The 18,636-nt window shown below is 64.6% G+C and carries 22 protein-coding genes; 11 read left to right on the top strand and 11 right to left on the bottom strand.

The window, feature by feature from the left end; translation table 11 throughout:
- Window positions 1–4: 4 nt before the first annotated feature.
- Complete coding sequence (locus C7G42_RS24000) at window positions 5–1,207, bottom strand: ABC transporter substrate-binding protein (RefSeq protein ID WP_106951397.1); 1,203 nt, start codon at window positions 1,205–1,207, stop codon at window positions 5–7.
- Between the two features lie 166 nt (window positions 1,208–1,373).
- Between C7G42_RS24000 and C7G42_RS23995 the strand changes: the two genes are divergently transcribed.
- The 8 genes from C7G42_RS23995 (at window position 1,374) to C7G42_RS23960 (ending at window position 7,000) form a co-directional block, all read left to right on the top strand.
- Entirely contained in the window at window positions 1,374–2,072 is a 699-nt protein-coding gene (locus C7G42_RS23995; RefSeq protein ID WP_106951396.1) for a TetR/AcrR family transcriptional regulator, read from the top strand.
- Complete coding sequence (locus C7G42_RS23990) at window positions 2,050–2,610, top strand: carboxymuconolactone decarboxylase family protein (RefSeq protein ID WP_199581096.1); 561 nt, start codon at window positions 2,050–2,052, stop codon at window positions 2,608–2,610. The genes C7G42_RS23995 and C7G42_RS23990 overlap by 23 nt, the downstream gene beginning before the upstream one ends.
- Window positions 2,582–3,457: an SDR family NAD(P)-dependent oxidoreductase gene (locus C7G42_RS23985; protein ID WP_106951394.1), complete on the top strand. Its 876-nt coding sequence runs from the start codon at window positions 2,582–2,584 to the stop codon at window positions 3,455–3,457. The genes C7G42_RS23990 and C7G42_RS23985 overlap by 29 nt, the downstream gene beginning before the upstream one ends.
- A gap of 70 nt (window positions 3,458–3,527) precedes the next feature.
- Window positions 3,528–4,112 carry a HutD/Ves family protein gene (locus C7G42_RS23980; protein ID WP_199581109.1) on the top strand — a complete coding sequence of 195 codons (585 nt, stop codon included), beginning with the start codon at window positions 3,528–3,530 and terminating at the stop codon, window positions 4,110–4,112.
- Window positions 4,113–4,213: 101 nt separating this feature from the next.
- Window positions 4,214–5,407, top strand: a complete 1,194-nt coding sequence (locus C7G42_RS23975; RefSeq protein WP_106951392.1) for an adenylate/guanylate cyclase domain-containing protein — start codon at window positions 4,214–4,216, stop codon at window positions 5,405–5,407.
- Between the two features lie 540 nt (window positions 5,408–5,947).
- Window positions 5,948–6,223, top strand: coding sequence for a hypothetical protein (locus C7G42_RS23970; RefSeq protein ID WP_106951391.1), 276 nt, complete (start codon window positions 5,948–5,950; stop codon window positions 6,221–6,223).
- A gap of 186 nt (window positions 6,224–6,409) precedes the next feature.
- The gene (locus C7G42_RS23965; protein ID WP_106951390.1) at window positions 6,410–6,667 is read left to right on the top strand and encodes a DUF3551 domain-containing protein; all 258 of its coding nucleotides are present in this window, start codon (window positions 6,410–6,412) and stop codon (window positions 6,665–6,667) included.
- 60 nt (window positions 6,668–6,727) lie between these two features.
- Complete coding sequence (locus C7G42_RS23960; RefSeq protein WP_106951474.1) at window positions 6,728–7,000, top strand: hypothetical protein; 273 nt, start codon at window positions 6,728–6,730, stop codon at window positions 6,998–7,000.
- A 14-nt stretch (window positions 7,001–7,014) separates the two neighbouring features.
- On the opposite strand, the gene C7G42_RS23955 is transcribed toward C7G42_RS23960, so the two are convergent.
- Window positions 7,015–7,518: a hypothetical protein gene (locus C7G42_RS23955; protein WP_106951389.1), complete on the bottom strand. Its 504-nt coding sequence runs from the start codon at window positions 7,516–7,518 to the stop codon at window positions 7,015–7,017.
- Window positions 7,519–7,762: 244 nt separating this feature from the next.
- Here C7G42_RS23955 and C7G42_RS23950 point away from each other — a divergent pair, with 244 nt between their 5' ends.
- Window positions 7,763–8,557 (top strand): adenylate/guanylate cyclase domain-containing protein, encoded by a 795-nt coding sequence (locus C7G42_RS23950; RefSeq protein WP_106951388.1) that lies wholly within the window; start codon window positions 7,763–7,765, stop codon window positions 8,555–8,557.
- A 13-nt stretch (window positions 8,558–8,570) separates the two neighbouring features.
- On the opposite strand, the gene C7G42_RS23945 is transcribed toward C7G42_RS23950, so the two are convergent.
- Window positions 8,571–8,846: a hypothetical protein gene (locus tag C7G42_RS23945; protein WP_106951387.1), complete on the bottom strand. Its 276-nt coding sequence runs from the start codon at window positions 8,844–8,846 to the stop codon at window positions 8,571–8,573.
- 410 nt (window positions 8,847–9,256) lie between these two features.
- Here C7G42_RS23945 and C7G42_RS23940 point away from each other — a divergent pair, with 410 nt between their 5' ends.
- Window positions 9,257–9,430, top strand: coding sequence for a hypothetical protein (locus C7G42_RS23940; RefSeq protein WP_245427904.1), 174 nt, complete (start codon window positions 9,257–9,259; stop codon window positions 9,428–9,430).
- Window positions 9,431–9,472: 42 nt separating this feature from the next.
- Here C7G42_RS23940 and C7G42_RS23935 read toward each other — a convergent pair whose 3' ends face one another.
- The 5 genes from C7G42_RS23935 to C7G42_RS23915 form a co-directional block, all read right to left on the bottom strand.
- A complete protein-coding gene (locus tag C7G42_RS23935; protein WP_106951385.1) occupies window positions 9,473–10,969 on the bottom strand; it encodes a sugar ABC transporter ATP-binding protein in 1,497 nt (498 codons plus the stop codon).
- On the bottom strand, window positions 10,966–12,060 hold the full coding sequence (locus C7G42_RS23930; protein WP_106951384.1) for an SMP-30/gluconolactonase/LRE family protein: 1,095 nt from the start codon (window positions 12,058–12,060) through the stop codon (window positions 10,966–10,968). The genes C7G42_RS23935 and C7G42_RS23930 overlap by 4 nt, the downstream gene beginning before the upstream one ends.
- On the bottom strand, window positions 12,057–14,174 hold the full coding sequence (locus C7G42_RS23925) for an ABC transporter permease (RefSeq protein ID WP_106951383.1): 2,118 nt from the start codon (window positions 14,172–14,174) through the stop codon (window positions 12,057–12,059). Before C7G42_RS23925 ends, C7G42_RS23930 begins: the two co-directional genes overlap by 4 nt.
- Window positions 14,175–14,250: 76 nt before the next feature.
- On the bottom strand, window positions 14,251–15,267 hold the full coding sequence (locus C7G42_RS23920) for a sugar ABC transporter substrate-binding protein (RefSeq protein ID WP_106951382.1): 1,017 nt from the start codon (window positions 15,265–15,267) through the stop codon (window positions 14,251–14,253).
- Window positions 15,268–15,306: 39 nt separating this feature from the next.
- Complete coding sequence (locus C7G42_RS23915; RefSeq protein WP_106951381.1) at window positions 15,307–16,278, bottom strand: ABC transporter permease; 972 nt, start codon at window positions 16,276–16,278, stop codon at window positions 15,307–15,309.
- Between the two features lie 240 nt (window positions 16,279–16,518).
- Here C7G42_RS23915 and C7G42_RS23910 point away from each other — a divergent pair, with 240 nt between their 5' ends.
- Window positions 16,519–17,481 carry a helix-turn-helix domain-containing protein gene (locus C7G42_RS23910; RefSeq protein ID WP_106951380.1) on the top strand — a complete coding sequence of 321 codons (963 nt, stop codon included), beginning with the start codon at window positions 16,519–16,521 and terminating at the stop codon, window positions 17,479–17,481.
- Between the two features lie 31 nt (window positions 17,482–17,512).
- On the opposite strand, the gene C7G42_RS23905 is transcribed toward C7G42_RS23910, so the two are convergent.
- The 3 genes from C7G42_RS23905 to C7G42_RS36160 form a co-directional block, all read right to left on the bottom strand.
- A complete protein-coding gene (locus tag C7G42_RS23905) occupies window positions 17,513–17,704 on the bottom strand; it encodes a hypothetical protein (protein WP_106951379.1) in 192 nt (63 codons plus the stop codon).
- A 188-nt stretch (window positions 17,705–17,892) separates the two neighbouring features.
- On the bottom strand, window positions 17,893–18,261 hold the full coding sequence (locus C7G42_RS23900) for a rhodanese-like domain-containing protein (RefSeq protein ID WP_106951378.1): 369 nt from the start codon (window positions 18,259–18,261) through the stop codon (window positions 17,893–17,895).
- 114 nt (window positions 18,262–18,375) lie between these two features.
- Window positions 18,376–18,504 carry a hypothetical protein gene (locus C7G42_RS36160; protein ID WP_283809859.1) on the bottom strand — a complete coding sequence of 43 codons (129 nt, stop codon included), beginning with the start codon at window positions 18,502–18,504 and terminating at the stop codon, window positions 18,376–18,378.
- Window positions 18,505–18,636: the final 132 nt, after the last annotated feature.

Genomic DNA, 18,636 nt, shown 5'->3' with positions numbered 1-18,636 from the left:
CGGCTTAGTTCTTCAGGAGGTCACCGAACGGCACCCAGCGCGTGCCGTCGAAACGGATCAGCTGAAGGCTCGTCATCGGCGTAAAGTGCTCGGGCGAATTGTTCACCGCCGTGCCGTTGATCAGCATCGGCAGCTTCACGTCCTTCATGGTCGTGGCCTGCTTCATCACATTGGCGCGGGTGAGGTCGTTGCCGGAGGCCTTCAGCACCGTCACCAGCGTCTGCGCGATGGTGTAGCCGTAGACGTTGAGCCAGTCGCTCTTGTTGGCGTCCGGCATGTACTTGTCCATGAATGCCAGCCATTCCCGGTAGCCGGGGTCATCCTTGTTGGCGGGATCGGTGGCGTCCTTCAGATACTGGCTGGAGATGACGCCGGTGGAATTGTCCTTGCCGGCAGGCTCCAGCACGCCGCTGATCGAGGCCGAGACGTTGGAGATGATCGTCACGGGCTTCCAGCCGATCTCGCCGATCTTGCGGAGCGCCTGCGCCGCGAATTTCGGCGTCGCCGCGACCAGAACCACGTCGGAGCCGGCGGTCTTCAACTGCAGGATCTGGGTATCGACTGTGGGCGCCGAAGTCTCATAGGCTGCGCGTGCGACGATCGCTTCGCCGCCGCCGAGGCCTTCTTCCAGCGCCTTCAGATAGTCCTTGCCGAGATCGTCGTTCTGGTAGAGCACGCCGATCTTCGCATTGGCATGGCTCGCCTTGATGTATTTGGCGTAGGCGATGGCCTCGTCGCGATAGGTCGGCTGCCAGCCCACGGTCCATGGGAAATTCCTGGGATCGTCCCACTTCGCCGCGCCCGAGCCGAGGAATAGCTGCGGCACCTTGCGGTCGTTGAGATATTTGTGCACGGCGCTGTTGGTCGGCGTGCCGACGCCGCCGAAGATCAGTAGCACTTCCTCGCTCTCGACCAGCCGCCGGGTCTGCTCCACCGTCTTGGGCGGGCTATAGGCATCGTCGGCGATGATCATCTGGATGCGCCGCCCATTGACGCCGCCGTCGTCGTTCACTTTCCGGACATAGGCTTCCGCGGATTTCGCGATCTGCGCGAAGGCCGAGACCGGGCCGCTCAGCGGCGCCGTGGTGCCGATCTTGATGGTCTTGTCGTCGGCGCCGGGATCGTACTTGCTTTGGGCAGAGGCGTCGCTGTTTGCAAGCAGCGGCAACAGGATGCAGGCCGCACGAAGGCTGGCAAAACGCGCCATGACGTCATCTCCCAAAAATTGCCCTCCGCCTCTCGAGGAGCGGAGTTGAAACGCGAGAACATCGCCCGCGCGCGGACTTGCGGGCCGCGACCGTTGACGCCACATTGGCAAACGAACGATCGTTCGTACGGTTGACTAGCGAACGATCGTTCGTTAGTCAAGTCGGATGGCGACCCAGACCACCAGCGCGGCGGAAGTTGCTGCGCCCACCACCCGCGAGCGTATTCTCACCGAGGCGCTCGATCTGTTTGCGCAGAGCGGCTATGGCGGCGCCTCGATGCGCGAGCTGGCGCGCCGCGTCGGCATCCGCGAGAGCAGCCTCTACAATCATTTCGCCGGCAAGGCCGCGATTCTGGAAGCGATCGTCAGCGAGCACGGTCCGGCAAGTTCGGCGAGCCGGTTGGAAGAGCCGCGCTACAAGCAGCTCGCGCGCCAGCCCGCGGCGTTCTGCCGACAGTTCGCGCTCGACCTGGTCGAGCAATGGTCCGATCCGCGCGAGCATCAATTCCAGAAGGTGATCACCGCCGAGCGTAACCGCGTGCCCGGAATCCGCGCCAAGTTCGCCGATCATTTCTACGCGCGCGAGCAGAGCATGATGACGGATTATTTCCGCGGCTTCGTGCTCGCCGGCCTGGTCAAGACGCCGGATCCGCGCGAGACCGCGCGGCTGTTCGCGGCAGGCCTGATCTACATCCGCCTCGAGCATTACGTGATGGGCGCAGCACCTTCGCCGCGGCCGAAGGTGATCGAAGCCATCGAGCGCTATCTCGCCTTCTTCCTGTCGCTGATCGCGGCAGGCGAGGATACCGACAACAAGAAACGAAAGCCCAAGGGAGAAACGCGTGGCAAGGCTGCCCCTGATTGATCCGGAGACGACGAGCGGCGATATCCGCGCCTCGTTCGACCGCATGCCGGTCAAGCTCAACATCTTCCGCATGATGGCCCATGCCGAGGCCAACATGATCCCGGCGATGCGGCTCGGCAATTCGATCCTGCACAAGCAGAAGCTCTCGGCGGTCAACCGCGAGCTGCTGATCCTTCAGGCGGCGCAGTTGGAGGGCGGCGCCTATGAATGGCGCCAGCACGTGCCGATCGCGCTCGGCGTCGGCTGCACGCAAGCCCAGGTCGATGCGGTCGAGCGCGGCGACTACGACGCGGCCGCGTTGAGCGATGCCGAGCGTGCGCTGCTCAAGTTCGGGCGCGAGGTGGTCGAGAACGTCCGCGTTCCCGAGGCGACCTTCGCCGCCGCTCGCGCGCATTTCAGCGACCAGGAGATCGTGGAATCGATCGTCGCGCTCGGCTTCTACATGATGATGGCGCGCCTGACCGAGGCGACCGAAACCGATCTCGATCCCGCCGCCGGGATGACGGTCTATGACGGCGGCAAGAAGCCGGGTGGCTGAGATGGCGGAAGCCGAGAGCAAGCCGGAACGCTATGTTCGTCCGCCCAGCGCGGAATCGCTCGGAGAGGCGCCGGGCAGGGCGCGGCTGAAAGGCCGTCGCATCCTCATTGTCGGCGGCGGCCAGCGCGTGTTCGATGCCGAAACGGACCCCATCGGCAACGGCCGCGCCATGAGCATTCTGTGCGCGCGCGAGGGGGCGAAAGTCGCGGTCGCGGATCTCAACCACACCTCTGCTGAGCAGACCGTCAAACGCATCACCGATGAAGGCGGCGAGGCCTTTGCCATCGCGGCCGACGTCACGTCGGAGACGGACGTGCAACGCATGATCGAGCAGGCGCACCGCGCCATGGGCGGCCTCGACGGCATGGTGCTGAACATCGGCACATTCGGCAAGACCGGGCTCGACAATGTCAGCCCCGAGGAATGGAACAGGATCTACGACGTCAATGTCCGCGGGCCCATGCTGTGCTGCCGCGCCGCGCTGCCCAGATTCGACAATGGCGGCGCCATCGTCTTCATCTCCTCGATTGCCGCGCTGAAAGCGGGATCGCAGATGGCGGTCTATGATTCATCGAAAGCCGCGCTTGGCGGTCTGATGCGCAACATCGCCCATCTCGGTTCGCGCCGCGGCATCCGCGCCAATCTCGTCTATCCCGGCCTCGTCGATACCCCGAACGGCCGCGAAGCCGGCGCCGGCCGCCCCAACCGCGGCAAGGGCCACGTCCCGTTCGGCCGCCAGGCCACGGCCTGGGAGATCGCCTATGCCGTGCTGTTCTTTCTGTCGGACGAAAGCGTCTATGTCACCGCGCAAACGCTCGCGGTCGATAGCGGGTTGAGTGGGATGTAGTCCCGGTTACGAACGCTTCGTTTTGATGGATATGGATGCTATCCATATCGCATCCCGACAGGCCGATTCCATGAAGACCACGCTGCTCAAATCCGAAAACTACACCCGCTCGCCCTGGAAGAACGGCGGCGGAATCTTCACCGACATCGCGGACGCGCATCGTCCGGGCAGTTCGGCGAAGGATTGGGACAGCCTGCTCTGGCGCTTTGCCTCGACGCCGATCGTGGCGCCGGGGCCGTTCTCGCACATGCCGGGCATCGACCGCCTGCAGATGGTCGTGGGCGGGCGCGGGCTGGTGCTGAGATCGCCGACGCAGGAGTTCGACGAGCGCGAGCCTTTCACGACGGTGCGCTTCACCGGCGAGATGGAGATCGTGACCGCGCTCGAGGCGGGTCCGGTCGAGGTGGTGAACTTGATGGCCCGGCGCGGTGCGGCGGAGATCGCGCTTGCGGCGCTGAGGGAGCCCGGCGAGCGGCAGCTTTCCGCCGGCACGCATCTGGTCTACGCGGCGCGCGGCGTTGGCCTGGTCCGTCTCGGGGCTGAGGATTTTGCAATTTCGCACGAAAACACGCTGAAAGTCGAACTCGCCGAGGCATCGACCCTCACGCTTGTTTCGGGCCTTGTCGTGCTGGGATCGATCCGGCTGGTCGGCTAGACCGACCGGCGGCTGCGCACAATCCGGGCAATCGGCCAGGTTGACGATTTCGGGTCGGAACACGATATCTGCTGCAGTGCAGACCGTCGAAGCCCCAGGACATGAACGTGCCGACAAGTATCGATCCCCCCACCATGTCCGACGGTGTCGTCGACTGGCTGACCAACGGCACGCGCGACGAGCGCTTTATCGACAACATCTTTGCCGAGATGTGCATTCGTCTGCAGCAGGCCGGCATTCCGCTGAAACGGTCGACGTTTCACGTGCTGATCCATCATCCGCAATGGCTGGGGGCCCGCTTCATGTGGGCCGATGGCATGCGCGAGGCGGAGATCGCGCTGGTGGATTTCGACGTGCGCGAGCGGTCCGAATACATCGGCAGTCCCGCCAACGAAATGCAGAACGGTGCAACCGAACTACGCGAGAATCTCGAACGCGACGCCGCGCTCGGCCGCAAGCACGCGCTCTATGACGAGATGCGGGCGAAGGGCCTGACCGACTATGTCGCCTGGCCGCTCTACCACACGCTCGGCAAACGTCATCTCATTACCTTCGCGACCGACCGCCCCGGCGGCTTTGACGATTCGCATATCGCTGCGTTGAAGCGCGTGCTGCCGGTGCTGGCGCTGGTCAGCGAGATCCGCATCAAGAACCGCCTCGCGCGAACGCTGCTGGAGACTTATGTCGGTTCGCATGCCAGCGAGCTGATCCTGGCCGGCGCCACGCGGCGCGGCACCGGCACCACGGTGCGCGCCGCGATCATGATCTGCGACCTGCGCGATTTCACGAGGATCTCCGACAACTGGCCGCGCGACGACGTCATCGATCTCCTCAACGATTATTTCGACGCGATGTCTGAGCCGATCGCGAAGCACGGCGGCGAGATCCTCAAATTCATCGGCGACGGTTTGCTCGCGATCTTCCCGCTTCATGAGCCTGACGCCTGCGCCAGTCTGCTTCGTGCCGTAACCGAGGCACGTCAGGCCATGACCGCGCTGAATGCGCGCAACAATGGCACGGGGCGCGCGCCGCTGAATTACGGCATCGGCGTCCACGTCGGCGACGTCATGTACGGCAATATCGGATCATCCAGCCGGCTCGACTTCACCGTAATCGGTCCCGCCGTCAACATGGCCTCCCGCCTCGAAGCGCTCACCAAGCAATTGGGACGCACCGTGCTGTTGTCGCGCGCGTTCGCCGAACTGGTCGAGCCGCAATTCGAGCTGGAGCATGTCGGTCTACACGAGGTGCGCGGCTTCAGCGATCCGATCGAGCTGTTTGCCTATCACGGGTGAGGCGGATCGCGACCGCAAGTCACGCCTAGGTGAACGCGGCGAAGAACCGGATGGCGAAGAACGCCCCCGCGGCGACGGCGGCGGTGGCGCCGATCGCGAAGACGATCCGCAGGCTTTCATCCATCGTGCTAATTCCTTGAAGCGGCCCCGGACTCCGCAGGGGTGGGCTAAGAGCCGGAGCCGCCGAAGTGCCGGTGTTATGTGGGACCCGGCATTTACCAATCTACGGCCGATGCGCCGGTTCCTATTCGCGCAGACGGCGGCCCCATCGTGGGCGCGACGAATTTCGTCCGGTGGGACCGCCGGTCGGCTTCGCGCGTGAGGAGGCTCGCTTGCCGACATTCAAGATACGTGGGACGCACATCCGGTTTTCAAACTCGCCACCTTAAATTCCTGTCATGTGGTGGAAACGCTGCGTTACGGCTCGAAGGTCCGAAAGTTTCAAACCGCCTCCGAGAATGTTTCGCGTGCCGCGTGATCCCATTAGGAACGAGGCCACTTTGCGCGACGTTGGCCCGCACACACAAACAGGAGATTTCCATGAAGAAGATGATCATCGCGTCGGCCGCTCTCGCACTGATGTGCGGCTCTGCTTTCGCCCAGAACACCGGTCCCGCTCCGCAATCCGACAACATGCAGAAGCCGGGCATGCACAACACCGAGAAGGGTTCGATGCACAAGGGCACGACCGGCATGAACACCGGAACGAACGGTATGGCCAAAGGCGGCATGCAGCCCGACGCGTCCGGCCAGGGTGGTTCCGGTCCGGGCAGCGACCAGGGCGGCACCAAGGTGGCCCCCGGCAGCATGAAATAAGTCGGTCGATACGATACAGATCAAGGGCTCCGCAAGTCGCGGGGCCTTTTTTGCCTGCAGGCGGTATGCTTCGCGCAGATGGCGAACATGGCCGCGATTTAACCGTCCGGCTAGAGTTCTTTTGCTGATCCGAACGTATCCTACATCGGTGTCGCAGAATGCGGCACCATTGATCGGAGTCATCTCATGCATCGTCATTTGTCCATGGCGGCTCTTGCCGCCGTTTCCGCACTCACGATCGGCGGAGCCTGCTCTGCCGCGTCCGCACGAGAGCTCGTGCAGGACAGCTACTGCCTGCAGGGACGCCAGTCCGGCTATCCCGGCAATTGTGAGTTCTCCAGCTATCGACAGTGCATGGCCACTGCGAGCGGCACCAATCAGGGCTGCGGCATCAATCCGATGAGAGCCTACGCACCGCAACGCCAGACGCAACGCGTCCGGTAAAGCAGCCAAAGCGAACAGGGGCGCCGGCAATGGCGCCTTTGTTCGATGGGCCAGGCGATCATGTCTCCAATCCTGCAATGGTTCTTCCGAAACCGAAAAACCGGCGAAATCACCATCGCCCAGGCGCCCAATCTCGTGCTCTGGGTCGTCATCGTGGCCGGCGTCCTTCACTGGATCTGGCCTTGGCCAGGCACGTCCGCCACGGTCCTGGACATCGTTTTCAGAGCCGGCCTCGTGGTCTGGGCTCTCGACGAGATCTTTCGCGGCGTGAATCCGTGGCGTCGCTGTCTGGGCGGAGCCGTCCTGATCTATGAATTCGCGATCCTTCTGTGATCGCAGGCGTCGTCTCACTGTTTCGATCCGGTCCAGCTTCCGACGCATCCGTCGGACCGCCGGAATGTGCCGGACCCGCTGCGGCCCGAGAACCGGCCGGACATGGTCCAGCTCAAACTTCCGGCGGCTCCCGTTCCCGACACGCCGCCATTCGGACTGACACGCCCGGTGCCGTATTGCCCCACCATCGTGCCGCTGGTGACGACCACCGTGTCGGTGGAGCCGGGGCAGGTTTGGCCGACGCTGGTCAGGACCCATGCTCCGTCATAACTGCCGCCTCCGCCGCTCCGTTGCGGCGCGCGGCCCGGCGCTTCCTCCACGGGCGTGCTGCGTCGTGCCGGCTTTGTGGGCTCGGCGGCACGAGGCGTCTGGCGCGATCCGGACAGCGACTTTTCGTCATTGCCGATGCTGCCACCGGCGCTGCCCGATTGCGCATGGGCCATATCAGGCACGGCGGCAATTGCGAGCCCTGCTGACAACAGGGCGCCTCCAAGAGAACGTCGAATCTGGTTTTTCATCTTGCACGGGTTTCAAATGGATTGGCTTCGAATGCGCCTGATTTCAAATGAGCAGCCCAGACGTGGGTCCCACCGGGATTGGGCCGCGCCAGCGGCGCAAGATTGCCGGTCGGGCAGCAGGCGTCAAGCGCGGCCTATTCTGCTCCCGGGACTGCTCCGCGGCCGATCGTATTGCCAATGCGCGCATGTGCCACTACGCTTTACCACAGGTAGCTTAAACGGTCCCGCGATCGGCCGCACGTTCATGCCCAAATTCCTCCGCATCGGAGTCCTTCAGTCCAACGTATCCGGCTACACGTCGAAGGCGTGGTGTGTCCGGCGGGTTGGTTCAACGGTTTTCCTTAAGTGGGGCGCCGTGGAGGTGCAGGGCGCGGGCGATGGGCGAAGGGTCTATTGGACGCGACTGCCGCAAGAGAAGACCGTTCGCTGCCGCACGACGCAGCGCGCGCAGGACTACGCCAAAGCCGCCATCGCCCGGCGCCGCAGCCATCGCTACGAACCGCTGGCCGGACCGATCACGCTCCGGCGCCGACCCGCCGAGCGGAGCGCCGAGCCCAAGCAGGCACTCGCCACCATCCTGATCGTCGATATCGTCCGCTCCACCGAAAAGGCGGCGAAGCTCGGCGATGCGCGTTGGACCAAGGTCATGGGCCACTATTACGCGGCGGTGCGCAAGGAGCTGAAGAGTACGCGCGGGAAGGAAGTGGTGACCACCGGCGACGGCGTGCTGGCGACCTTCAAGGCGCCGGCTTCCGGCGTCCGTTGCGCGACCGCGATCCAGAAGGCCGTGCGTACGCTGGGGCTCGAGATCAGGGTGGGCCTGCATGCCGGCGAATACAGTGTGAGCGGAGGTGAGATGGTCGGCCTCGCGTTTCACATCGGCACGCGCGTCGCCGCCAAGGCGCGCGCCGGCGAAGTCCTGGTATCGAGCGCGGTCAGAGACCTGATGGCGCAGTCGGAAATCGGCTTCCGGGATCACGGCATTCACCAGCTCAAGGGCGTGCCGACGCGATGGCGGCTGTACCGGGTGGAGGATTGAAGGGGACTGCCGCCTATCCGCTCGCACCGGTCCGGTCGCATTTCGGGCATCGGCCGTCCACGGCGGCCGCGAGTTGGTGGCCGATCTCTTCCCTGAGAGCGTTCGCCTCGAAGGTCGTGCCGTCGCTCCTGAGGATTCGCTTGGCGCGTTCGTAGGCGTGGCTCTCGGCAGCGTCGTCGCCCACGCGGATGATCACCTCGGCGTGGAAAGGACAGACCGTGGTCGCGCGCGTCGTCTCGAGCGCGTAGCGCACTGCCACGGAGAGGTCATCGAGGTTGATGGACATCATGGCTGCTCTCCTGATCGGGGCGGTCCGATGTTGGACTGTCAGCGGCGGCGTTCGTGCCTTGCGGCCGTGTCGGGCCGGCCAGGCAACGTCAATTGGCGCCCGGTTTCCAGGGGAGCATCGAGGCCGAGAAGCCGCTCGTGCCGAGCCGGCTCCGGGGCCGCAATGGGTTGCCCCCTGTCTTCGAAGCGGTGCCCGGAGTGCCTAGGAGTCCGGGCTCCGCTTCGTTCGGCACCGGAGCGAGAGCGCCCCCGATGCTGCACAGACCGTAGGCGCGGGCGGGCCGTTCGCATTGACCCATCGCAAACATGGGAAAGGCCCTTAAGGGATCGTCCGCAATTCCGCCCGCCGGGGTTCCGGTGCATGAGAGAAGCATGCAGTGCCAGATCCTATTCAGGTGCCCTCGCACCGGCATGAACGTCCAGCATCGGATCGATGACGAGCGGCCCGAGAGTTGTGAGCCGGCGGACAGCTATGTGCCCGTGAGGTGCCCGGCCTGCATGTCGCTGCACTTCGCCAACAGCACCACCGGCAAGCTGCTCGGTGAGCGGAGCGCGCAGCCCGTCTCAATGCCGCGTTCCGCCTGATTGCTTCGCCAATCGCGCGGCGATGTGGCGGGTAGGCAGCCGTCAGTGGATCGCCGCGTACATGATGGCTTCCTCCGTCGCCTCCAGCGCGGAAAACTCCTCGACCACCTTGCCTTGCCTGCACACCAGGATCCGGTCCGAGAGTGCCATGATCTCGGGCAAATAAGAGGAGATCACCACCACCGCCTTGCCCTTGTCGGCCAGCGAATTGATCAGCTCGTGAATCTCGACGATGGCTCCGACGTCGACGCCTCGCGTCGGCTCGTCGAAGATGATCAGCTCCGGATCCTGGACCAGCGATTTGGCGATCACGACCTTTTGCTGGTTGCCGCCGGACAGCTCGACCACCTTGGCCTCGTCGCCGATGGCGCGCACCTTGAGCCGCTCGATCCAGGACTTGCCGGTCGCCGTGATTTCACGTCGTGACAGCCAGGTGCGTCCTTTGGGAAACTTGGCGAGCAGGCCGAGATAGATATTGCGCGCAATGGATGCGGTCTCGAAGAATCCTTCGACCTTGCGGTCTTCGGTCACGTAGGCGATGCCGGCCTGCACCGCCGGCGCAGGCACGCGGTAGCGGACCGGCTTGTCGCCGAGGATCACCTCGCCGCCGTGGAAGAAGTCGCGCTTCATGACGCCTGCGACGATCTTGAACGTCTCGGTACGCCCGGCGCCGACGAGACCGAAGACGCCGGTGATCTGGCCCGCGAATACCGACAGCGAAGTGTTCTTCACCATCGGCGCCATCTTCAGGTTCTGCACCGTCAGCACCCGTTTGCCCGAAGGCCGCACCTGCGCCTTGCGCGCGCCGTAGAGCGTGTTGGAGAGGTCCCGCCCCACCATCGCCTGGACGATGCGCGCCCGGTCGAAGCGGGAAGCGTCGTCGGTTACGACATGCCTGCCGTCGCGCAGCACGGTGATGCGGTCGGCAAGCAACAACGCCTCTTCGAGGGCGTGCGAGATGAAGATGATGGAGACCCCGCGCTTCTTCAGGTCCTTGACCAGGTCGAAGAAGTATTTCTTCTCCTCCGGCGTCAGCGTTGCCGTCGGCTCGTCGAAGATGATCACCTTGGCCTTGTGCAGGACGGCGCGGGCGATCTCGACCATCTGCTTCTTGGCGGCGCCGAGGCCGCCGACCGTCGCGGTGGGCGTCACGTCGAAGTTGAGCGATTGCAGGAATTGCTGGGCCGCAATGTAGATGCCGCGCAGGCGGTTGTAGAACTTTTCCTGACCGAGGAAGAGGTTCTGCGCCACCGTCATCGTCGGCACCAGGCTGTTTTCCTGGAACACCATGGCAATGCCGAGGTTGCGCGCCTCCAGCGGGGTTTTCAGAGTAACGTCGGCCCCGTCGACCGTCATGGCGCCGGATGTCAGCGTCACGACGCCGGCCATGACCTTTGTCAACGTCGATTTCCCTGCGCCGTTTTCGCCGACGAGGGCGTGGATTTCGCCGCGCCGCAGGTCGAAATCGACGCCTTCGATGGCGGGCACGCCGGCGTAGAGCTTGGTCGCCTTCGACAGCGACAGGACGAGGTCGTTCATGCGCGGGCCTCCTCGCCGAGGGACGCCAGCGGCAGCCTGATGACACGGCCGGGGCCCTTTGCGATCATGACGAGGTGGTCGCCGACTTCGACGGCGGCGACGATGCCGTGGTTGACGCCATCGGCCCGGCTGTGGAGCGAAGTGCGCGGCAGGCCGTCGGCTCCGAGCCGGATGACGAGGCCGTATGACCTAGGCGGCGCCCAGGGCTTCATCACGCCCATGGTCTTGATGTGGGCGCCCTGCAGCGGCTCCTTGAAGGAATTGCCGGAGCGCAGACGCGGCGCGACCCAGAATTCCGGGTCGATCTCCGCGATCATGCGGCGGCGATAGGCCGGCTCGCGCAGCACGAACTCGACCAGCTGCGTGCGCGCGGTGAAGGCGGTGAGCCAGAAGCCGCCGCCGCGAGCCGGCGAAAGCCGGGACGGATAGACGGGGAGGTGACGGAGCAGATCCTTGCGGCTTCCGTCCGGCGCGATCGAAACCAGACGATGCCGCCAGCTTTCGCTGACGAGCACGTCGCCGTTGCTCGCGATGGCGCCGAACGCGTAGCCCAATCCGCCGGCGAGCTGCGTGATCGCGCCGGACTTCGGATCGAGCCGCAGCACCCGGCCGGTTCTGCCGAGCTCCATCAGATCGCGCGCCCAGTCGCCGACATCGTGCAACGACGATCCATCGGTTGCGATCAACGTCCCGTCGTTCGCGGGAGCCAGCGCATTGACGGCGTGCAGCCCCTGCGTGAAGGCGGCCCTGGGCGTCTCGGCCTCGGCATTGTCGTAGAGCCGGACCTCGGTGCCGCCGAGCGCGACGGCGAGGCCTCCATTGGGCAAGGACGCCAGCGCGGAGATCGGCCGCTCGAAGGTTCGAACCGTCGTTGTCGAGTCTCCGGTCAGGCGTGTCAGCCGTGTGCCGTCGGCAATGAGCAGCGAATTGCCGTCCGTAGCGAGATCCTCCGGCGCGTCGCATGCGAGCAGGATCTCTGCCTGCTCGAGCGCCTGGTTCGGCTTCAACGCCCCGTCGAACGATGGGACGGTGATGGCTGCATCGCCCCGGCCGAGGAAACGGTTGGCGAATTCGCTGATCGCGGCGATCACGACGGCTTCCCCCAGCGCTTGTCGTATTGCACGAAGTCGGGATCGGCGTTGTCGAGCTTGAAGCGGCCGATCCGGTTGTTGGCGATGCCGCCGAGATAGAGATAGCCGCGATGCTCGCGCATCGATGTGATCATGGGATGGTTGAGCCCCTTGAGGTCCCAGAACGATTCCAGGATCTTGCCCTGCTCGTTGAACTTGACGACGCAGCCGGTGTTGATGTTCGGGAACAGCCATTCGTCGACCGGCACGCGCTTGGCCATGCGCTTCCGGAAGCCCGGCATCTTCCAGGCGAGATCCAGCGACGGGCTGCGCATGCCGACCAGCGCCAGCCAGTAATTGCCGTCGGAGGCGAGATTGATGTTGTCAGGATAGCCCGGCAAATTGTCCATGACGATCTCGACGTCACCCTTCTTCGGGCCGGCGAACCAGTAGCGCTTGATCGAGCAGCCGAACGTCTCCGCGAACAGGATCGATTGCCCGTCACTGGCGACTGCGACGCCATTCGGGAATTTAAGGCCGCGCAGCGCGGTATGGGTGGCGCCGGTCTTGGTGTCGTAGCAGATGATGCGGCCGTTGCCGCGCGCCTCCAGCCCGTCGACCGGCCACTCGTCCATCTCGTAGCGCACGGTGGCCTCGGAGAAGAAGATTAGGCCGTCGTCGGTGATGTCCAAGTCGTCGGCGAGCCGCAGGCGGCTGTCGTCGTTCACGGAATAGAGGCTGCGGTTGGTCTCGTCGGTGGCTTTCTCCACGGTGCCGTCGGGTGTGATGCGATACAGCCCCATGCCGCCGATGCAGACATAGAGATTGTCCTGCTTGTCGAACGCCATGCCGAGCGGCTGGCCGCCGATATGCGCGAACACCTCCATTCGCTCGTAATCGGGTGGGAAGAAGCGGATGATGTCGCCGTGACGGGATCCGGCATAGAGCACGTCGTTGCGATCGAGGATGACGTCCTCGGGCGCCTCGATCCGGCCGAGCCCGATCAGCGAGACGTCGCGTAGCCTGTCGTTCTGCTCGAACGGCCCGCCGCTGCCGATCTCGGTCGGCGGCGGAGGCGGCAATGCGTGGTAGGTCGGCGCGACATAGACCTTGCTGATGATGCGGGTGCGGTTCTTCTGCCAGCGGATGTCGACCATTGCAGCCGCCAGCAGGATCGTCGCCAGCGCCATGCGGTTGACGCCGCCGCGCGCGTTCATGGCGGTCAGCCCGTTGGTGACGAGGAGCACGATGAGCACGCCGACCATGGACTTGACGACCGAGCCCTTGCCGCCGCCGAGCGTAATGCCGCCGAGCACGGTTGCCGTCAGCACGATCACCTCCAGGCCGACGCCGATATCGCCGCCGACCGTGCCGAGCCTTGCCGCAAAGAACAGCGCGCCGATGCTGGTCAGGACGCCGCTCGCGACGTAGCAGAGCGCGATGGTGCGGCGGACCGGAATGCCGGAATTATAGGCCGAGCGCCGCGAGCCGCCGATCGCGGTGATGTGCCAGCCCGGCCGCAGCCGCGTCAGGAAGACGTGACCGAAGATCGCGATCACGATGTAGACCAGCGCGACGCTGGGGATGCCGAACACGCTGCCGCCGCCGATGAAATCCCAGGAGGGAATGTCGGGGAAGGCCGACGCGATCGCGTTGGAATAGCGCTGGATCAGGAGTTCATAGGCCGAGCGGTAGATGATCAGCGTGATCAGCGTGGTGATGAAGGCGCGCAGCCTGAGATATCCGATCAGCACGCCGTTCACGGCGCCGAGCAGCCCGCCGACGATCATGGTGACCACCACCACTGCGGGGACCGGCCAGTTCAGCACGTCGAGCAGATAGAGCGCGCAAAAATCCGTCAGTGCGAAGATCGACCCGACCGAGAGATCGATGCCGCCGACGATGACGACCAGCGCCATGCCGAGGCCGATGAAGCCGATCTCGCCGGCCTGCCGCGCGGTGTCGGCGAGGCTCGCAGGCGACAGGAAGTGCTCGAGCGAGCGGCTGAGCGCGAAGCCGATGATCAGCAGCAGGATCACCGGGATGGCGGTTTCGGTCCATCGTTTGGACAGGATCTCGCCGAGGAGATGGTCCGGCCAGTAGCGGTATCGGAGCCGCGTCAGTGTCTCGCGCATCGGCCTTCCCAAGAATTTCCATCAGATAAAGTGGCGCGCGCCCCGGGGAGGCCCGGGACGCGCAGTCATGCGGCGATCACTTCTTGAGATCGGAGAGATTCCAGCACGACATCTGGCTGTCGGCGTTCTCCTTGGTGATGGGAATCAGCGTGGTGTATTCCGAGCCCTTGACCGAGCCTGCCTTGACGCCCGACGACAGCAGCCATTTGATGGTGCCGGCCATCTGGGCTGCCTGCGTCGGCACGTCGTAGCTCATGTCGAGATCGAACGAGCCGTTCTTGACGAGCTCGCATGCGCCCTTGCGCTCGCCGCCGCCGGAGGTCGCCAGGAACACCTTGCCGGTCAGGCCGGCTTCCTTGATCGCGGCGGCGGTGCCGATGTCCATGCCGTCCCAGAAGCCGACGATGCCGCAGAGATCCGGGTTTTGCTTCAGCACCGTCTGGGTGATCGCCTTGGCCTTGGCGGCATCCCAATCGGCGGCCTGGCTGGAGACGACCTTGATTTCGGGATGCTTGGCGAGGACGTTCTCGACGCCCTTGAGCGTGTAGGCACTGGCCGCCGCCGACAGCGCGCCCTGGATGATGGCGATCTTGTTCGACTTGCCCTGGCAGGCCTTCACCACGCCTTCGGTCTGCCGCTCGCCGATCTCGATCCAGTTGGCGCCGACGAAGGCCGAGCTGCGATAGGCCGAGCCCATGTTGATCTGGATGACGTAGATGCCTTCGTTCTCGGCGCGCTGCAGCAGCTTGGCGTAGGTCTGCACGTCGGGATTGTGGATCACCATCACCGCCGGCTTCTCCGAGATCAGCGAGGTGACGGCTTGCGCGCCCGCGTTGGTATTCCAGTTGGGATCGCGGATCACGAACTTGACGCCATAAGGCTCGAGCTCTTTCTTGAGGCCGGCGTACCAGCCTTCGGTCAGGTCGAAGTTCATCGCGACCGGCACGTAGGCGACGGTCTTGCCGGCAAGCGCTTCCCGGAACGGCTTCTGGAACGGTTCGTCGAGGCCCTGCTGGGCGAGGGCCGGAGCCGCGACGGCTGAAAGCGCCAGTGCGGCGATGCTTCCAAGCGCGAACTTATGAACGCTGGCCATTGTCTTCCTCCTTGTTGGATACGCGTTGCTTCAGGCAGATCAGATGTCGCCCTGTTGGGCCGTTTCTTCGTTTCGTGGATTGAGCAGGGTGTCGGTGACGACGGCGATCAGGAGCACGAGGCCCTTGATGAGGTTCTGACCGGCATAGGGGATGTTGAGGATCGTCATTCCGTTCAGCATCGTGCCGATCAGCAGCGTGCCGATGATGACGTTGACGACCCCGCCGCGCCCGCCCGACAGGCCGATGCCGCCGAGCACGACGACGAGGATGACGTCGTAGATCAGCGTCGAGTTGAAGATGCGCGTCGGCATGGAGTTGACGGACGCCGCCAGCACGAGGCCGGCAAAGCAGCCGATCAGCGCCGCGAGGACGTATTGCAGCACGATGATGGGCCGCGACGGGATGCCGGTGACGCGCGCCGCGAACGGGTTGTCGCCGATCGCGTAGATGTAGGCGCCCCAGCGCGTCTGGCGCAGCAGCACGAAGACCACGACGCAGGCGATGGCGAACATGACGATCGATGTGGGAATGCCGAGGATGCTGCCCTGGCCGAGTCGCTCGAAGCCGGCCATGCCGTCGCTCCATTGCACGACGTCGAGCTGGAAGAGGGCGGCCTGGCCGAGACCGGCGACGAACAGGCCGGTCGCCAGCGTCGCGAACAAGGGCGGCACTTCCGCATAGGCGATCAGCCAGCCGTTGACGAGGCCGACCGCGATGGCCAGCAGGCCGGCGGCAAGCAGCGAGGCCGGCAGCGAATGGCCGTTTTGCACCATCTGCAGCACGAGGCCAGCGGGGACCGCGAGTGCCGCGATCAGCGACAGGTCGATGCCGCGACCGATCACGACAATCGCCATGGCGAGGCCGAGGATGCCGAGCACTGCCACGTTCTGCAGCAATGTCAGCATGTTGTCGGCGGAGAGAAAGCCGTTGAGGAAGACCGAGAAGGTCAGGAAGAGTGCCGCGAAGACCGCAAACACGATCTCCTGTTGGCTGACCCGAACGCGCTTCATCGCTTGCCTTCCCCGGATCGGCATCGCGCGTGCGGGATCGCCGTCTCGGCGCGCGCTTGCCTCCCCCCGTCCCAAGTTTGTTTTGCGCTTGATAGGCGAGGGAGCTCACGCTGACTTGCGTCAACGCGCAAACCTTTTGCGCTGGCGCGCAAAGAGTCTTGCGTGAAGCTGACAGGAACCTAAGATCAACAGGCAGTTTTTGTGCGCTGCACAGACATGTCTCGACGTGACGGGCCGCCGATGGATCTCGTGTTTACGACCGAGGAGCTGGACCCCGCCAGGCGCTTTGCCGCCTGGCAGGATGCCATCTGCGACCACTACGTTCATGTCGACGTGAACGCGGTGAAGCCGGCCGACTATCAGGGCTTTATCCGCGAGGCGCAATTTGGCCCTGTCACGATGAGCGACGTCTTCCTTTCGGAGCAGCGGATATCGCGGCGCGAGCGGCACATCGCGAAGCTCGACAAGGATTGTTACTACGTCCAGTTTCTGCAACAGGGCAGCATGGACGTGCTTCAGGCCGGCCAGACGCTGGTGACCAGCCCTGGCATCGGCGCGATCTTCTCGGCCTCCGACGCCTACGATCTGGAGTGCTCGAACCAATTCCGCTCGTTGTATCTGGAGATCCCGCGCAAGGAGTTTTCGTCGCGCTTCGCCGAGGGCAAGATGCCGTCGGCGGCAACGATCGCGACGGGGCGGGGCCTCGGGCGGATCGCCGCCGAATTCTGCGCGCTGCTCGCCGCGGAAGCCTCGAGCCTGGAGGAGACGGCGCGAGGCCGGCTCGGTCACGAGTTGATGGACGTGCTGGCGCTCGCGCTGGACATGGGCGACAAGGACGAATTCTCGGAGGATGCCACCGCCCGCAACGCGCGCCTGCGCTCCGTCAAGGCCTGGATCGAGGAGCACCTGACCGATCCGGATCTGTCGCTGGAGAAGATCGCCCGGAGCAACGGCGTTTCGCTCCGGCACCTGCATTATCTGTTTCGTTCGACCGAGATGTCGGTGTCGGAATGGATTTTGAACCGCCGCCTGCAGCGCTGCTATGACGCGCTGATGCGCCCCGAGCTGCGCACGCTGTCGGTCACCGAGATCGCCTATCGGCTGGGCTTCAGCAGCTCATCGCATTTCAGCACGGTGTTTCGCCGGAAGTTCGGCCACAGCCCGTCCGAGCTGCGCCGGCGGCAGGTAACGTCGATCGAGTAGGAGGGGGCGAGAGAAAGCGCAGGCCGACGCGTTACGCCGACCAGCGGTCCTGCTCCTCCCGGTGAGCTTGCTCGTTCAGCCGGTCGGCCAGCTCGTCCGCGATCTCTTCGGACTCGGCCGAGGCCACCGGCTCGCCCTTGTGCGTCTTGAGCTTGGTCTTGTCGGCTTCCATCGGGAAGTCGTCAGGTGTCAGTCCGGTATCCTTGGCGGTAGGCTTGTTCATGGCGCGCCTCGCTGTGGTCCTCTCTGCGTGGGAACAACTCGCGTCAAGGCAGATCGTTGCCTCAGACCAAGCCGGTATGCGAATGGCCCCGCCGGAAAGCGAGGACCTCATCCCGAGGGCCCGCCCAGGCGGGCGTCTCGAAGGATGCGCCACAGGCGAGCGATCGGCCGCGCGCCGGCCGGGTCGCGCTATTTCTCGACCGCCCCGGTCCAGTCCTTGAAGCCGCCGAGATTGTAGACCTTCTCGTAGCCCAAATCCTTCATCAGCTTGCCCGCCAGCGCCGAGCGGCCGCCGGACGCGCAGTAGAGAATGACGGTCTTGCTCCGGTCGAACGCCTTGTCGTGGGACGGCAATTCCGGATCGGCGCGAAACTCCAGCATCCCCCGTGAGACGTTCACGGCGCCCGCGATCTTGCCGCTGGCCGCGACCTCCGGCGCATCGCGAACGTCGACGACGAGCGTGTCGCCGTTTTTGATCATCTGGGCCGCCTCGTCCGACGTGATCTTGGGGACCGCCGCGTTGGCGGCTTCGATCATTTGCTTGACGCTGGTGGGCATTGGGGTGTCTCCGTTGGGGGGCTGGGCTGACGATAGCATATCGGTGGTGCCCGGCCTCATCCTATCGGAGGACCGCTGCACGCGGGGCAAACCGGCTGCCGGCGGGCCAATGCCTCATCGCTCGCCCGTGCCCTTGCAGCGCTGGCACTTCACCACCTTGTCGCCCTTCTTGACCAAGCCCTTGCCCTCGCAGTTCTTGCATTTCTGCTTCTTCTTGATGTTCGGGCCTTTTTCATTGGTCATGGAGGTCTCCTGCCGCCAAACGGCGGCCCCGTGGGGGTGCTCGGCGAAGGGGCGGAGCGATGCGACATGAATCCTACACTTGCGCTGCCTTTTTCTCCACATGCCATGTCGGAACCCAGGGCCGCCGTCCGT

The sequence above is a fragment of the Bradyrhizobium sp. MOS003 genome, assembly GCF_003020125.1.
In the GTDB taxonomy this organism is placed as follows: domain Bacteria; phylum Pseudomonadota; class Alphaproteobacteria; order Rhizobiales; family Xanthobacteraceae; genus Bradyrhizobium.
This window is presented reverse-complemented; position numbering and strand designations above follow the sequence as displayed.